15 protein-coding genes and 1 tRNA gene are annotated in these 14,907 nt (G+C 40.9%); 7 read left to right on the top strand and 9 right to left on the bottom strand.

The features are described from left to right. Window positions 1–75: 75 nt before the first annotated feature. From ARCPR_RS04685 to rpsB, 3 genes are read right to left on the bottom strand one after another with little or no spacing between them, the layout of a single operon-like run. A complete protein-coding gene (locus ARCPR_RS04685; protein WP_187286400.1) occupies window positions 76–810 on the bottom strand; it encodes a GTPase in 735 nt (244 codons plus the stop codon). 2 nt (window positions 811–812) lie between these two features. Then, entirely contained in the window at window positions 813–1,154 is a 342-nt protein-coding gene (locus tag ARCPR_RS04680; protein WP_012940336.1) for a DUF555 domain-containing protein, read from the bottom strand. After that, on the bottom strand, window positions 1,154–1,753 hold the full coding sequence (gene rpsB, locus ARCPR_RS04675) for a 30S ribosomal protein S2 (protein WP_245526122.1): 600 nt from the start codon (window positions 1,751–1,753) through the stop codon (window positions 1,154–1,156). Before rpsB ends, ARCPR_RS04680 begins: the two co-directional genes overlap by 1 nt. 100 nt (window positions 1,754–1,853) lie before the next feature. On the opposite strand from rpsB, the gene ARCPR_RS04670 reads away from it, so the two are divergent. Together ARCPR_RS04670 and ARCPR_RS04665 are read left to right on the top strand one after the other, a co-directional pair. Next, window positions 1,854–2,204: a CGGC domain-containing protein gene (locus tag ARCPR_RS04670; protein WP_012940334.1), complete on the top strand. Its 351-nt coding sequence runs from the start codon at window positions 1,854–1,856 to the stop codon at window positions 2,202–2,204. Window positions 2,205–2,243: 39 nt separating this feature from the next. Next, a complete protein-coding gene (locus tag ARCPR_RS04665) occupies window positions 2,244–2,789 on the top strand; it encodes a hypothetical protein (protein WP_012940333.1) in 546 nt (181 codons plus the stop codon). On the opposite strand, the gene cyoE is transcribed toward ARCPR_RS04665, so the two are convergent. Beyond that, complete coding sequence (cyoE, locus tag ARCPR_RS04660; RefSeq protein WP_012940332.1) at window positions 2,745–3,593, bottom strand: heme o synthase; 849 nt, start codon at window positions 3,591–3,593, stop codon at window positions 2,745–2,747. The genes ARCPR_RS04665 and cyoE overlap by 45 nt on opposite strands. Before the next feature lie 84 nt (window positions 3,594–3,677). Here cyoE and ARCPR_RS04655 point away from each other — a divergent pair, with 84 nt between their 5' ends. Both ARCPR_RS04655 and ARCPR_RS04650 read left to right on the top strand, forming a co-directional pair. Beyond that, window positions 3,678–4,913: a PQQ-binding-like beta-propeller repeat protein gene (locus tag ARCPR_RS04655; RefSeq protein WP_048084429.1), complete on the top strand. Its 1,236-nt coding sequence runs from the start codon at window positions 3,678–3,680 to the stop codon at window positions 4,911–4,913. A 31-nt stretch (window positions 4,914–4,944) separates the two neighbouring features. Next, window positions 4,945–5,499: a GMP synthase subunit A gene (locus tag ARCPR_RS04650; RefSeq protein WP_012940330.1), complete on the top strand. Its 555-nt coding sequence runs from the start codon at window positions 4,945–4,947 to the stop codon at window positions 5,497–5,499. On the opposite strand, the gene ARCPR_RS04645 is transcribed toward ARCPR_RS04650, so the two are convergent. Then, entirely contained in the window at window positions 5,480–6,019 is a 540-nt protein-coding gene (locus ARCPR_RS04645) for a hypothetical protein (protein ID WP_012940329.1), read from the bottom strand. The genes ARCPR_RS04650 and ARCPR_RS04645 overlap by 20 nt on opposite strands. Before the next feature lie 57 nt (window positions 6,020–6,076). Between ARCPR_RS04645 and lysA the strand changes: the two genes are divergently transcribed. The 3 genes from lysA to ARCPR_RS04630 are packed head-to-tail and all read left to right on the top strand — an operon-like array spanning window position 6,077 to window position 8,548. Next, window positions 6,077–7,336, top strand: coding sequence for a diaminopimelate decarboxylase (gene lysA / locus ARCPR_RS04640; RefSeq protein WP_012940328.1), 1,260 nt, complete (start codon window positions 6,077–6,079; stop codon window positions 7,334–7,336). Further along, the gene (locus ARCPR_RS04635) at window positions 7,333–8,031 is read left to right on the top strand and encodes an ATP/GTP-binding protein (RefSeq protein WP_012940327.1); all 699 of its coding nucleotides are present in this window, start codon (window positions 7,333–7,335) and stop codon (window positions 8,029–8,031) included. The genes lysA and ARCPR_RS04635 overlap by 4 nt, the downstream gene beginning before the upstream one ends. Window positions 8,032–8,068: 37 nt before the next feature. Next, the gene (locus ARCPR_RS04630) at window positions 8,069–8,548 is read left to right on the top strand and encodes an Lrp/AsnC family transcriptional regulator (RefSeq protein ID WP_012940326.1); all 480 of its coding nucleotides are present in this window, start codon (window positions 8,069–8,071) and stop codon (window positions 8,546–8,548) included. On the opposite strand, the gene ARCPR_RS04625 is transcribed toward ARCPR_RS04630, so the two are convergent. From ARCPR_RS04625 to rgy, 4 genes are all read right to left on the bottom strand, one after another. Continuing rightward, window positions 8,540–9,472, bottom strand: coding sequence for an acyl-CoA dehydrogenase family protein (locus tag ARCPR_RS04625; RefSeq protein ID WP_012940325.1), 933 nt, complete (start codon window positions 9,470–9,472; stop codon window positions 8,540–8,542). The genes ARCPR_RS04630 and ARCPR_RS04625 overlap by 9 nt on opposite strands. A gap of 110 nt (window positions 9,473–9,582) precedes the next feature. Continuing rightward, a tRNA-Met gene (locus ARCPR_RS04620) sits at window positions 9,583–9,657 on the bottom strand. Between the two features lie 41 nt (window positions 9,658–9,698). Next, window positions 9,699–10,112, bottom strand: coding sequence for a nickel-responsive transcriptional regulator NikR (gene nikR, locus ARCPR_RS04615; RefSeq protein WP_012940324.1), 414 nt, complete (start codon window positions 10,110–10,112; stop codon window positions 9,699–9,701). A gap of 78 nt (window positions 10,113–10,190) precedes the next feature. Next, window positions 10,191–14,891, bottom strand: a complete 4,701-nt coding sequence (rgy, locus tag ARCPR_RS04610) for a reverse gyrase (protein WP_012940323.1) — start codon at window positions 14,889–14,891, stop codon at window positions 10,191–10,193. Window positions 14,892–14,907 lie beyond the last annotated feature (16 nt).

The raw sequence follows: 14,907 nt of genomic DNA, 5'->3' as shown, positions 1-14,907 counted from the left end.
TGTGCAACAAGAATAACTGGAAATCTCAAGCCAATTAAAACAAAAACAGATGAGACTTGACACAAAGTTGGACTGTCACAACCACCATGCTGTTAACCTACAACTATTCCAATCGCTTAGAATCTTCTGACTGGCTCTATGAGTATCTGGTTCTCCTCCCTTTTTAAGATATCCAAACCTCTGAGCGATCTTAACAAGTGTATCTTCATCGGCCTTGGGATCAAAGCCGTAGAGTTCCTTAAAGTTCGAACCTTCAGCTTTTTCGATCTTTTCAAGGAGAATAAGAGCCGATTCCTCAACATCTCGTGGGAAGAGTATCTTAGCCCAGTCCTTGCTGGCATACTCCCTTGGAATTATTCCCGGTGTGTCGGAGAGAACGATTTTCCCACTGATTCTAATCCACTGCTTACCTTTCGTGTGACCGGGAACTGGAGCTGTCGACGCTGCCGTATACTGCGCGAGCATGTTTATCAGGCTCGATTTTCCCACATTTGGATAACCTATCAACACTAGTTTAACCTTTTTATCTGTGTCTTTAAAGTAGTTTTTCAAGCTTCTCCTTAGTATCCAAAAACCGTAGAACTTCTTACTTGAAACGTGAATAACATCAACGGCATTACTTTCCCGTTTCAAAAATTTCTTGCATCTATCTGCGAACTCTTTCGGAACCAGATCAACCTTGTTTATTATTATCCAAAATGGTTTTCCCAGCTCTTCTATTTTATCTTCAAGCTTGATACATCTCAGCTCATTCGGACATCTGGCATCTACAACTTCCAAAACTCCGTCTGAACTTTCAATTTCCTTCAAAATCATTCCAACTCAACAACATCAACCACTTCGAGTGGAACTCTCTGCAATCGCTTTCCAAGCTCCGCCTTAGCTATCCTAATTGCATGCTCCTTGCTTTGAGCGTTGAAAACCTTCATCTCAAATATTAAGCCAACTAAAGCTGTGTTGGCAACTAAAAAAACGCTTTTTAGGTTTTCACCGCACTTTGGACACTGAGTCACACCAACATCAATCTCTACGAAATCTAAATCGGGGTGTAACCTCTTACCAGCTTCAGCGACGGCTATGTTCATTGCATCTTTTACTGTCTTGACATTCCTAACTATCCAAGCGCCCTGTAAAACTACCAAGTAGTCCGGCATTATAGTTCTGCTTCAAAGTCGCTTACAGCGTAGGGGAACTCCTCAACTCCCCTGTTTCTAAGTACTTCTCTTGCAAGCAACCAGTATACAAGTGCCAATGCCTTTCTACCCTTGTTGTTTGTAGGAATTACCAAGTCCACATTTGCAGTCGAGTTGTTCGTATCGCACAGAGCTACCACTGGGATTCCCACTCTAGTCGCCTCTTCAACTGCCTGTTTATCTATGGCCGGATCGGTGACTATTACTACATCTGGCTCTCTGTACTCCTTAAGCATTGGATTCGTGAGCGTTCCCGGTATGAACCTTCCAATGACATAATCGCATCCAACAGCTCTGGCGAACATCATCACTGGCTTTTGGCCGTACTGCCTTGCTGAGACTGCAAGGATTTTTGAAGGCTCGAATCTTGCCAAGAACTTTCCTGCAATTCTTATTCTCTCATCAAGCTTCTTAATGTCTAAGACGTAAAGTCCGTCAGGTCTTACCTTGTATATGAACTTCTTCATGTCGCCTGTTCTTATCTGAGTGCCTATGTGAACGCCAGCGGCTAGGTACTCATCCGGAGGAATGAGATATTCGTACTCGACTACCCCTTGCATCACACCGCCCATCACTACTTTGTTTAAATACGTTTCTGATGAATTGCGAATATAGAAATCTTTAAATTGTTGTTAAACCTTATTTTTTGGGTGATCGAAAATGGTGAAAGCTTTGATAATATGTTGCGAAAAGATTAGAGATAGAGTTTGTATAGGCTGTGAGAGATGTCTTACTGCGGCAAGAGAGAGGCTTGGAAACTTTGAAAAGTTCGATAAGGTGGATATTGTAGGAATATTGGGATGTGGTGGTTGTCCGGGATTTGTTATTCCGAGATTGAAGCTTTACAAGAAGTGGATTGAAGGGTTCGACGACTTTGATGTGGTATTTATAGGAAACTGCATAAAGGCTGCTACGAGTATGGGCGGCTGCCCGATGAATCTGGATAAGCTTGTAGAGACTGTAAAGAACTTCACAAATAAGGAGGTAATAGTCGGCACTCATCCATGGTAAACCGAAAACTGTTTGAAACGCCCGAACATCTCTATTTTTATGCTGAAGGAATTAGAAAAAAAGAAGGACGACATAGCTAAAGAGTTTAGGGAGCTTTTCCTGAAGAGATACCCTATCAGACCTCCAGTGGAGATAGTCGACTTCTTAGATGAGTGTGCCAAGGGAATAGTTTATGCTATAGCTGAAAACAACTACAAGGATCTGGATTCATCTCTCGATTATCTCATGAGATACTTGGCAACTGACTCGAGGTTGTCTGCAGGAGGGAGTATAGGTACTCTCTTTTACTTGAGAGAAATAGTGCTCAACAAGATCAACCTTAACAAGGATGAGTTGCTTGAGCTTGATAGGCGTTTAAGTGTTGTGATATGCAAGGCCTTTGACCTTTACATGAATGCGCGAGAGGAACTTTATAAAGCCAAATACAAGCAGATGGAGTTCGAGCTAAAGGCCCAAATGAAGCAGTTTGAATTCTGCATGAAGCACTGTCCATTCCTTGAGAGAGGATTTGATAAGCCTCCTGAAGGAATTCAAAAGATTTCAGCCAAAGATTCCGAAAAGCATGGAGATGTAGACAATTCCTAAGGTCACGCTCGCAAGCTTGTACATCTTTCTGGCTTTAACCCTATCCGGCGCCTTTGCGAATCTTACAGCTTTGTACAGGAAGTAAGATACGACGAGAGTTGATAATACTAGGTAAAGGAGACTTAAATCCGCTACTATGTATAGGAGGGCGACTACAATCAACATTAATGCTGTACAGAAGACTATCGCCCAAGATGCCTTCTCCATTCCCACAACGAGAGGATACATCGGTATGTTTGCCTTTCTGTAATCGTCCTCGTAATGCATGGTGATGTACCAGATGTGTGCGGGAATCCATAGTAAGACTATGGTGGCCAAGAGTAGACCACCTAAGATGTCCACTTCTCTAACTGCACACCAACCTGCTAGAGCGGGCATAGCTCCAGCGAATCCGCCTAGGACTATCGAATATGGACTTTTGCGCTTCAGAAGAATAGTATATATCACAATGTCAAATATCAATCCCAAGAGCAGCACGATTGCAAGCACGACGTTAACGGTTAATCCTATCAAAAAACCAGAGATGAATAGGGTAGATCCATAGATCATACATGTTTTAGGGCTTAACTTTCCAGAGGGTACAGGTCTGTTTCTAGTTCTGCACATCAAAGCATCTATATCTCTATCGAGCCACATGTTCAGAGCGGTTGTTCCGGCTACGGCTAGAAAGGTCGATATCATAGCTTTTAGAAAGTGAACTATATCTATACTCAAGCTCCTGAGGGATACTAGATAAGCTACAACGCAAGTAATCATCAGTAAAGCGGTTTGCTTAGGTTTTATGACCTCTATGAACTGCCTCACGAGACTTAGAACTGTGCTGACTCAATAAATGTTTCGGTTTCTCTTAGGTCAAATTTATATTTAAGAATGTGTCAAGTAGAGGCAATGGAAACTCAGCTTGAAGAGGCGAAAGAAATTAAGCTGATCAAGCCTGCGGACAGATGGGTTTACTGTAAAAGGGGGGAGATAGTTTGCTATGAAAATATTCTCGTCGGAAGAAATTTCGTTGTAAGTTTTGACAAACCTATATTCGAGATCTCTGTTGACAAGACCATAGCTGTCAGAACTGAGAATGAAGTTGCTTTGATCGGTCCTGAAGGAAATATAATCTGGAGGAAGAAGATTAAGGCTAATGCCGTAAGTTGCCGTAACGATAAGGTTGCTGTAGGTGTTGGTAAGAAAGTCTTGGTATTGAACGGGAGTGGTGAGAAAGTACTCTCTAAGAGGGTTGGAAAAGTCTTAGCCTTGGATTTTGACGGAGAAATCTTCATCGTTGCTACAGATAAAGGTATAAAATGTCTCAACTCTGAAGGAGAAGAGCTATGGAAACTACATTTAAAGGCAAATCTTGTGAGAGTTGGATACGCTGTTGCAGTTTCCAACTACAACGATCTGATACTTTTGACTAGAGATGGACACGTTCTATGGAGCAAAAAGCTCGACGGAATTGTGTATGACGTTAAATTCGGTGATGACGGCATAACTGCTTATACGTACGGTAGCAAGGTAAAGTTCGATTTCGAGGGTAGGATCGTAGAGGTTGTTAGAGAGGAGTACGATTTCAAGTTCCTGCCCCTTCCTCATATACTCGTCCAGAGGAAGATAGATGAGATTAAATCTCTGTTAAAGCTCTCCAAAGATCTAAAGCCTAAAAGTGTCAAAAGACTAGTTAAGCAAGCTAAGAAATACTTCAAGAGGAGAGAGTACGGAAGAAGTTACGAGTTCATACTTACAGCGATTGAAGAGCTTGAAAGGTTGCAACTCGTTGTTGAACTTCCGAAAAAAGTTTACATCAACGAGGCCTTTAATGTTAAAATTGGCTACAAGAATGTTCTGCACGATGTTGTAGAGAACTTGGTCGTTGATCTAACAGATCTTGAAAAGTACTTCGAAGTTGAGCCAAAAATGATTGAATTTCCACCCGTTAGAAGGGGTATGGTCGTTAGAAGTGATGTAAAAATCGTTCCGAAGTACGAAGGGACATTCAAAGTTATAGTGAATGCCAGATCGAGTGTTGGAGAATTAAGCAGAGAATTTGAAATAACCGTCGCTAGGAAGAGGTTATTCAGATTGTTTAGAAGGGAAAAGGGAGAAGAAACTTTGCTCGAGCTACTTGAATAACGTTAAATACACTCAAAAGTAACTACGTTCGATGGTAAAAATATACGTTGTCTACAACTACGGACAGTACAACCACCTCATACATCGGACACTGAGAGATTTGGGAGTCGAAACGAAGCTCATCCCCAATACTACGCCAGTGGAAGAACTTAAAGACGTTGACGGACTTGTTTTGGGTGGTGGACCTTCTTTAGATAGAACGGGCAACTGTGAGCTCTATGTTAAGGAGCTCGACATACCCATTCTGGGTGTTTGTCTAGGTCACCAGTTGATTGCCAAAGTTTTCGGTGGAGAAGTTGGAAAAGGTAAAGCTGGGGGATACGCCGAAGTCAAAATTAAGGTAGTTGAAGACGATGAGATCTTTGAGGGAATTCCGAAGGAGTTTAAGGCTTGGGCAAGTCACATGGATGAGGTGAAAAAGCTGCCCAAAGACTTTAAACTCTTAGCAAAATCTGAAATTTGTGAAATAGAAGCTATGAGACATAAAAGTAAGCCAATATACGGAGTTCAGTGGCATCCTGAAGTTTATCACACTGAATACGGGGTTGATTTCTACAGGAACTTCGTCAAGATTTGTAAGCGCTAAAGACGTTGGCTTTGAGTATGTTGTAGTCTCCAATTCTATAGTATTCCTTATATCTCTTTACAAGTTCGATATCTGCCTTAAACCCCGTAACCTTTCTAATATACTCCAAGAACTGTGTAACATTGCTAGGATTTGGGCTATCGTAGGCTCTTTCAAAGTCTATGAAGACTACCCTATCACCTATTATTATATGCTTCTGTGGATGATTCATCTCCTCCTTCTGAATTCTCATTCTGTCTAGGTAGAAACAGATGTCTAGGCACTTCTTAAGAACATCTACAACTTCTTCGAAATCTCTCTCTTTAACGAAATCCTTTATCATAATCCCATCAATGAACTCCATCTCTATGGTAAGTTCGTTCGGATCGAAATCGTATATTTCGGGGACAAAACCCCTTTTCTGAAGCACCGTTAGGTATCTAACTTCCTTCCAAAAGTTGTACTTGAACTCAGGCTTAAACACCTTTACCGCTTTACTATTTCTAACGTAAACTTCCGAATGTTTTCCCTTGAACTTCATGAATTACATTTGCCTGCAGAACTGAAAAACTTAATTAAGTGAAGTCATTGTGTGATCATGTTCAAGGTCATAGACGGTGTTCTGCATGTTGAGGATGTCAGTGTTGTAGAGCTAGCTGAAGAGCTTGGGACTCCTCTCTACATAACGTCTAAAGCTAAGCTCGAGGAGAACATCGAAGCCTATAAGAGAGCATTTCCAGATGCCGAGATCCTTTACGCTGTTAAAGCTAACAATAACTTGGCAATAATGAGGATAATTGCAAAACATGGATTTGGAGCGGATGTTTTCAGTGGTGGGGAACTTTACATGGCTAGGCTGGCCGGATTCCCTTCCAATAAATTACTTTTCAATGGAAATTCCAAGAGCGATGAAGAAATAGAGATGGGAATTGATTGTAACGTTAAATTCAGCGTTGATAGCTTAGACGAGCTTTATACAATCCAAAAGATTGCTGAAAAGAAAGGTAAGATAGTTGAGATTGCTTTCAGGGTAAATCCAGATATTGATCCAAAGACGCATCCAAAGATTGCAACAGGATTGAAAACATCAAAATTTGGAATACCATGGGATATTGCTCTGGAAGCTTACAAAAAGGCTGTAGAACTTCCAAATGTAAAGCCAGTCGGAATACACTGCCACATAGGAAGTCAGATAAAGGAAATAGATCCTTTTGTCGAAGCTCTAAACAGATTATTTGATTTGGCGGTTGAGATTGAGAAACTCGGTGTAGAAATCAGGTTTTTGGACATAGGCGGTGGTTTGGCCATAGATTATACTGGCGAGGGAGCACCTACACCACAGGATTTTGCGAATGAAATATTACCCGTTTTTAATGAAAGAAAGAAGGAGCTGAATTCGGATCCAAAGCTATACCTAGAGCCGGGGAGAAGTCTTGTTGGCAACACGACGATACTGCTAACGAAAGTCAATGCTGTAAAGAAAGCTTACAAGAACTTTGTTGCAGTAGATGCTGGATTTAATCTACTTATAAGACCAGTCCTATACAACGCTTATCATAGAGTTGCGGTTGCGAACAAGATGGACAAAGAAGCTGAAGAGACTTACACAATAGTCGGGCCAATATGCGAGAGCGGAGATATCTTAGCTGAGGATAGGAAACTTCCGAAGGTAGAAAAGGGTGATTTAATTGCGATATTTGATACGGGTGCTTACGGTTTCGTTATGAGTAGCCAGTACAATGGAAGACCAAGATGTGCAGAAGTTTTGGTTGATGGAAGTAGGTGGTACGTTGTAAGAGAGAGAGAAAGTTACGGTGACTTGATTTATAAGCAGAGAATACCTGACTTCCTATTATGAATATTGTTGTCGTAGGTCCTGCCGGGAGTGGGAAGAGTACATTCGTTAAGAACTTCTCTGAGTACTTGAAAGAATATAACGTCAAAGTTGTCAATCTTGATCCAGCCTCCGATCCTATTTATAGAGCGGACAGGGACATAAGAGAGTTTGTTAGAACTGAAGATGTTATGAAGAAATTCAAGTTAGGTATAAACGGTGCACTACTAAAATCGATCGAGCTCTCACTTGAGCACATTGACGAACTCATGCTGGAGGGAGATTATATAATATACGATACACCGGGTCAGATGGAGCTTTTCCTCTACAGCAAACATGGACTTGCAATGGCCGAAAGGATTGCGAAAAACGATTGGTGCGTTTGTATATTCATTATAGACGCTGAAGTAGCATCTACACCGGAAAACTTTGCGTCAATAGTTGCCCAAAACGCTGTAATATCTTTAAGACTGTCGATGCCAACGATAACAGTTCTTAACAAGTGCGACGTGGCTGATTTCGATTTAAAGGAAGTTACATCGAAGTTAGGGGAAGTTGAGGGAGTTTTAGGCGAAATTGTAGAGAAGCTTATAGGCCTTATAGAGTACACGACCATGAGATTCAGGATTATAAAGATATCCGCCTTAAAATGTGTAGGATTTGAAAATGTTCTATCAGCTATAAATGAAGTCTTTTGCTCTTGCGGAGATTTAAGTTAGGAAAAGCTTTTAAGGGTTTTCTCAGCATTTAAACTCAATGCCTGATAAAATCGACAGACTCGACATAGAAATATTGATCGAGCTTCAAAAGGATGCTAGGAAGAGCTTAAAGGAGATTGCGGAGAAGTTAGATGTTGCTGAAGGAACTGTTTATAACAGGATAAACAAGCTAAAGAGGATGGGAGTTATAGAGAAGTTCATACCTATAATCAATCATTCGAAGCTAGGGTTTGATCTAACCGCTATAATAGGCATCACAGCTGAGGGAAAACATCTAGTAGAACTTGAGAATATTCTTGCCAAAGAACCAAATGTCACTGCAGTTTACGATGTAACTGGAGAATTTGACGTTATAACTGTAGCCAAGTTTAAGACTAGAGAGGATTTAAATGAGTTTGTTAAGAGGATAGCTGGAATGAAGCATGTTAAAAAGACTTACACTATGCTCGTATTAAACGTAGTCAAGGAAAATCATGCAGTTGAGCTCGAAAAGCTGATAGACAAAATTTTAGAATGATCTTGAGATTATTTCCTTCATTATTTCGTTTGTCCCTTCTCCAATGTCAAGAGCCTTAGCATATCTGTAAAGAATCTCGGTTATTGAGTGCTTTATTAATCCCTTAGCACCGAAAACCTCGACTGCAAAGTCCGCACAAGCTTTAGCAATTTTACACGCCTTCAACTTGCATATAGCCGGTCTAACACCATCTTTTTCGCTGAAGCTACTGACAACGCTATTTATATAGCTCGATACAACTTCAATATCGGATTTAAGATCGACAAACCTCCACCTCAGTCCTTGATTGTTGATTAAGCCCAATCTCTTAGCTCTATTCAAAGCAAGCTCAAAACATCTTTTGGCTATTCCTAGAGCTAACGATGAGAAAACAACTCTGCCTACGTTTAAAGCTGACATTGCAAGCTTTAAATCTCCAAGTTCACGACCAATACCGTCGATGTATATTTTTGCGATGCCACTACCCCTAAAACAGCCTAGATCAACTCTTTCAGCTTTTATTCCTCCCTTATCGACTGCAAAAACATTAACTTTGCCTTCGTGCCTTGCAGTAATTACAAAAACTTCTGCAAATTCACCGTTTGTAACGAAGTTCTTAGAACCTCTAATAATGTAGCCTTTATCGGCTTCTTCAGCTTTGGTTTCAATTGCCTTAACGTTGCTACCAGATTTTTCAGTTAAAGCGAAAGCACAGAAATCGTTACAGTCCTTTAAGCAGTATAGAGCTAAGTGATGTGCCGATATGCTCAGAGCTAGAGATGGGTTAAATCTGGCAATTGTTTCAACAACGTTGCAGAGCTCTGCAAGGAACATAGGCTTTATTAGACTCAATTTCTTCGCATATTCAAGGAGTTCTCTGTCGTATTCGTTGGTCTTGTCCATTCCGACGAATCTAACCTTTGCGAGCTTGAGAAGTTCATCCATGTACTACCCTTTGTTTCGAGCTATTTGGACATTCGCACAACTAAGGGAAGAGAGTAGAGTATCGATACTATCTGGGCGACTATTTAACTCTCAAAAATTGTAAGGGTTTATAGCGGGGGGCCGATTTGAACGGCCGATCTGCGGGTTATGAGCCCGCCGGGATTACCTGACTACCCCACCCCGCTTCCAAAAATGTGTTGTGTTCTACTGCTATTTAAAACTTGCGTCAGCTCTTTACGGCTGTGACAAGTTTAACGTTCATAACACCTTTTATGGTTGTAGCTTTATCCACCAAAGCCTTTACTTTTTTCATATCTCCCTTTACGAGGATTATTTCGAGACAGTAATCCTTACTCAGATGGATATGCATTGTCGTAGTTATAACGTCTAGGAATTCGTGTTGCAAGTCAATAATTGCATCGCTGACACCCTTTACAGTATGATCGTATATTATGTAAACAACACCAACAATTTCTCCCTCCTCTCTTTCTAGCCACTTGTACTCCATTATGTAATTCCTTATAGCGTCTCTTATAGCTTCACTTCTCGAAGAATAGCCCCTAGTTTTTATTATCGAATCAAACTCTTCGAGCAGATTCTTTGGTAGACTTACTCCTATCCTCGTTATGTTCTCCTCCATGTTTTCAACTTAAGTAACAATTATAAAAAGTTTTATGTTATTTGTTACCTCCTATGTGTCCGAAGGCTATATCAAGAATTACGCTATCTCTCTTATTTCCTCGTAAAGCTCCTGCAAAGCTTTGAAATAATCTAGTTCTCCTCTCTCGACTGCATCCATCTTTTCCTCAAGTAACCTCGTTCTTTCCTCCGAAACAAACTTACCGTAGTTAGATGCGAGGTAGTTGAACACGTCTATACCCCTCTTGGTGGGAATAACTCTTCCGTTCTTCTCGATAACGTAGTTTCTCATGAAGAGTCTATCGACGATTGTTGCGTACGTTGAGGGTCTTCCTATTCCTCTCTCTTTCATTAGCCTAACTATGTCAGACTGAGTGAATAGCGGTGCCTTTGGAACAGTTCTTATTTCCGCCTTAACTTTAACCTTACCAGTTGGTAAGGCTGGCTTAACCCAGACACACCACTTGTAAAGCTCTACAGCCTTTCCCTCAGCTTCAAGAACCCTTTCCTCTTCCACTTCCTTACCGTCGTACCTTATCAGGTACCTCGCAACCTTCACCCTGTAGGGCTTACACTGACTTGCCATGAAACGCCTAAAAATTAGATCGTACAATGCGAGATGTCTTGAAGTTATACCTTCAACCTGAATTACTCCCTCCTGAATTAGCCTCTGCAGTGTATCCTTCGAAATAGGTCTCGTCGGTCTTATACATTCGTGAGCTCCTTCCATAAACCAATCTCTTGCAACGAAATCGTCACCCAAGAACTCCCTTGCAATCCTCAAACCTACTTCACTCACCCTCGTTGAATCCGTCCTGTGGTATGTGCAGTTGTGATTTAACATCGCGTTGGCGAAGAAGTTCGATGTCGTGGTTGTTACGTCGTAAACGTAACCGTTGTAGTAGCGATCTTTAACGTCTTTAACCTTGATCCACGTAACGTTTGCGTTTAGCAGTTCAAGCAAAAACGTTTTAATATCGGAATCTTCAGCGAGTTCCACGATTTTTCTAAGCTTCTCTCTCGGAATACATACGCAATCGTTCCAATTCCAAACATCGATACCAAATTCCTTGAGAACCTTGTTTTTAATTCCTCTCTTGAATTTTAGTAGCTTGAAGAGTTTACCAAACGGAACTAAATCAGATTCGAATTGCTTGTGTTCATTGGTGTAAACTTCGTAAGCTCTTTCAAACCTTTCCTTCTTGATTCTAAGATACTTGCCGATTTTCTCTTTAAATGTCTTAAGTGATCTGTTACTTACAATCAATGTCCAAACTCCGTTTCTTTTATCTTCGTGCAGTGTGTTTAGAATTCCAATTGAATGTAAGTAGTATCCCACCTTCTCAAGTTTTTCTCTATCCTTAGAACTTATAGCAATTCTCAGATTGTGTTTACCTGTTCTTTTATCAAACATCAAAGAAATGCAACCGTCAGTGTCAATATAACCCGCTATCATGGCGTTTATCCACTCTTCTGGAAGCGAAAATACCAAACCGTTTAGCTTACCCCTTACATCAAGCCTTTTTAGAATTTCAGCTATGATTGAATTTGCAAAGAACACTTGCATACCTGACGTCCAAGTTTGAATGAACGGGAGGATATCTTTCACGATACTCTCAACTTTCTTAACATCAGTCTGAGCTATGGCAACCTTTCCATCCCTAACGGTTCCGTCACCCATAACCAACCCGACGAGATACCAAAAATCGGCATTTAACTTAAATATTGGAATCTTTTTAGCCGAAGGTCTTTGTCTGTATATTGCCTTAGCCTCTCTTTCAACCTCTTGGAGATTAACATTCCATTCTATTAAATACTTCAGCGGAATCACTCTATTTTTCAGATACTTGTATTTCGTGCTCGTTGCGATACCTACGATCTTCTCTCTAAGTTTCTCAAACAATTTCGAATTCTCCTTAAATTCAACGCATATGTCTGTTATTCCTAACTCTGCCAACAGTTTAAGCAAGCTCAAATCGTTTCTTCTTTCCACATTAGTGTTGAAAGCTACCGCCACATAGTCCCCAACCCTTATGTTCTTAGCGGAAACCCAACCGAACTTTCCGTCTCTATAAACGAAAAGACCGTGATCGGGTGTAGCCTTTATGCGATAGTTGTTGTCAAGCGTTATTTCCTTGATTGTTCCTTTGTACGGAATTCTCCAGAATTTTAGCACATGAGCATCTTTTTCATGAAAGTCGTTCAAGCCCAAGACTTTTTCACCCTCAAAAATCTCATCTATCCTCTTGATACACCCATCGTGCATGATTATATAAGTGTCGGGTGTTACGCACAATCCCGATTCGAACAGGTCTTGAGCTAATTTCATCGCATCTTTTGCAGGAATCTTCAGAATCGCATTTGCGTCTCTTAGCATTGTATCCGTAGTGTAGGGTGGAAGTGGAACTCTCTCCTCTTCTCTTTCCTCCAAAAGCTCTATCTCAAGTTCAAGCTCCTCTTTGGAATCTTCGACATCCAATGTTAGATCAAAATCTCTAATTATTGCTACTTTCTTTTTCTGCTTGTACTCCTCGTACCTCTGAATGACCCATCCCAAGACTGGTGTTTGCGCTCTTCCAGCTGATAAATTGCGATCACCAAAAACTTCCCAAAGCTTCTGACTCAAAACGAATCCTATCCACCTGTCTTCCACCCTTCTAACGATCTGAGCTTTAACCAAATTCTCGTCAATGTTTCTCAAATTTTTCAGAGCTTCAACAACTGCTCTCCTTGTGACCTCATGGAACTCAGCTCTCCTAATCTCACCGCACCCAGCCAGTAAGTTCCTTAGATCCCAAGCAATTTTCTCTCCCTCGCTGTCTGGATCTGTCCCAATTATTATTAGATCGACATCGTGAGCCAATTTTCTTAGAGCCTTTATCCTCCTCTTGGAATCATCTACATTCTTACTTCCGCATCGTGGACATTCATCCCTCTCCTCCGTGAACTGGTAACTACAATCTCTGCAACGCTTTATCGAGGCATAAATTGGAATGAATTTACCGTTGGTTATTACTCCGTGGAATCCCATGTTTGTTATCAAATCGGTAACGTGACCAATACACGCTGTGACAATCAGAACGTGCTCTGGTGTTGGCACTTCGTATGCTACGAGCTGAAGCTCTCCGTTTTCCTCAAAAACCTTAACGCTTGGTTGTCCAAAGAACCTTGCAATCTGCCTTGCCTTTGTGGGACTCTCAACGATGAAAAGAGTCGGCTTAATTATGTCGAACTGCTCTCTCCTTCTGTATCTCTCTCTACTCTCATCTATCTCCTTAATCAGTTTCTCGAAATCAACATCTTCCAAACTCTTGAACTCTATATCGTAGAATTTGGCCCTCTCGATGAATGCGTTAAATATTTCTGGATCCTCTTCCATGAGGAAGCTTGCACCTTTCGTTATACCTCCAGCGAAGAGCCTTGATGTTCTTCCAGAGCCTTGAATGTATGTTCTAATATCGGGAAATATTATTTCTCCTTTCCTGACGACTATATCCCTCTCCTTAACTTCTCCCTGCTCTATCAGCTTCTTCAGGATAGATTTAAGCTGCTCCAAGTCCTCTGGTCTTTTATCTATCACAGCCAAGTAAGGTATGAACTTCTTTACCTCTTCGTTGTCTCTGAAAATCATTGCTAGAACCTTGATTATACCGACGCTCGCTGTATCTACATCCTCAACTCTCACTCTAAAAACTGGTGCGCCGTAGAATACACAGAACCTTATCCTCTCAGGTAAATCCAAACCCCTTACGAGCGTCCCGTAGTAGTAGGCTGTACCAATGAGATAGTCTATCTCGCCTTCTGCAAACAGATCAAAATCCTTCTTTCTTCCAGCTGTAACTATTCCTATCTTAAACTCATCCTTTAAAATTTCATAAAGTTTCTCTGCCTCTTCAGTGGTTCTAGCGTATATAAGTCCTCCAGTTCCCATCTTTTTCAAAATCTGACGTAGAATGTTAATGTCCTCGCTGTTTATCGCAACATCCTCGATGTTCCTCACGGCATGAGTAGAAGTTCCAACATCGAAGTTCAAGAGTTCTCTGAACAGTTTAACCTTCTGCCCCTTCTTAGCTGTAGCTGTAGATACCATCAAACATCCTCTAGCCTTTCCTTTCCACTTCTTCTCGTTTGCGTCGTAGTAAAAGCCGAGAAGCTGAAGTATCCTGTCCACATTCTTGGAAGCTTTCAAGACGGAATCTACATCATCTACGAATATGAAGTTAAATCTCAAATGCTTCATTTGAGGGAAGTATCTTGGAAGGAACTGGGCTGTTGTTACGAGTATGTTGAATTTACCTTCCTCCAACAGCTTGAAAAATCTCTCCCTTTCATCTTTCTTAATATCACTATGATAATATAAGATTGTTGGATCTCCAAGTTCATTAAATCCAGCTTTCAAATCAAGTTTCTCACAGAATTTTTCCAAATTTTCGACAACTTGTTTAACTAGAAGTGCTGTAGGAAGTATTATGTAACATTTTCTACCTTTCAAAGCCAAGAAAAGTGCTATAGCCGAACCAAAAGTTGTCTTGCCTATACCAGTCGGTGCTACAGCGGCAAAGCTTTCACCCCTCAAAATTCTTTTAGCCCAGAATTTTTGAATAGCTCTTGGCTCTCCTACGATCTTTTCAAAAAACTTAAAGAATTCTTCAACGATAAAGTCCTCGTAAAATCTGCACATGATTCTATTTTTCTTTTTGCAAACTCCTTTCTCAGCCTCTTCGGTATCAAAGTCGTTACCACAAACGTGACAGAGATTCTTGTAGATGGCTGGAATCATGGTCAAAGTTAGTTCC

Source organism: Archaeoglobus profundus DSM 5631, assembly GCF_000025285.1.
GTDB lineage: Archaea > Halobacteriota > Archaeoglobi > Archaeoglobales > Archaeoglobaceae > Archaeoglobus_B > Archaeoglobus_B profundus.
The sequence above is the reverse complement of the archived record's forward strand: the minus strand, read 5'-3'. Positions and strand labels throughout refer to the sequence as shown.

What these genes read in the sequence shown, in the direction of transcription:
- ARCPR_RS04680 (WP_012940336.1), bottom strand. Translation starts at nt 1,154, where the DNA reads ATGCCGGACTACTTGGTAGTTTTACAGGGCGCTTGGATAGTTAGGAAT.
- rpsB (WP_245526122.1), bottom strand. Translation starts at nt 1,753, where the DNA reads ATGCAAGGGGTAGTCGAGTACGAATATCTCATTCCTCCGGATGAGTAC.
- ARCPR_RS04670 (WP_012940334.1), top strand. Translation starts at nt 1,854, where the DNA reads ATGGTGAAAGCTTTGATAATATGTTGCGAAAAGATTAGAGATAGAGTT.
- ARCPR_RS04665 (WP_012940333.1), top strand. Translation starts at nt 2,244, where the DNA reads ATGCTGAAGGAATTAGAAAAAAAGAAGGACGACATAGCTAAAGAGTTT.
- ARCPR_RS04655 (WP_048084429.1), top strand. Translation starts at nt 3,678, where the DNA reads ATGGAAACTCAGCTTGAAGAGGCGAAAGAAATTAAGCTGATCAAGCCT.
- ARCPR_RS04650 (WP_012940330.1), top strand. Translation starts at nt 4,945, where the DNA reads ATGGTAAAAATATACGTTGTCTACAACTACGGACAGTACAACCACCTC.
- ARCPR_RS04645 (WP_012940329.1), bottom strand. Translation starts at nt 6,019, where the DNA reads ATGAAGTTCAAGGGAAAACATTCGGAAGTTTACGTTAGAAATAGTAAA.
- lysA (WP_012940328.1), top strand. Translation starts at nt 6,077, where the DNA reads ATGTTCAAGGTCATAGACGGTGTTCTGCATGTTGAGGATGTCAGTGTT.
- ARCPR_RS04635 (WP_012940327.1), top strand. Translation starts at nt 7,333, where the DNA reads ATGAATATTGTTGTCGTAGGTCCTGCCGGGAGTGGGAAGAGTACATTC.
- ARCPR_RS04630 (WP_012940326.1), top strand. Translation starts at nt 8,069, where the DNA reads ATGCCTGATAAAATCGACAGACTCGACATAGAAATATTGATCGAGCTT.
- ARCPR_RS04625 (WP_012940325.1), bottom strand. Translation starts at nt 9,472, where the DNA reads ATGGATGAACTTCTCAAGCTCGCAAAGGTTAGATTCGTCGGAATGGAC.
- nikR (WP_012940324.1), bottom strand. Translation starts at nt 10,112, where the DNA reads ATGGAGGAGAACATAACGAGGATAGGAGTAAGTCTACCAAAGAATCTG.
- rgy (WP_012940323.1), bottom strand. Translation starts at nt 14,891, where the DNA reads ATGATTCCAGCCATCTACAAGAATCTCTGTCACGTTTGTGGTAACGAC.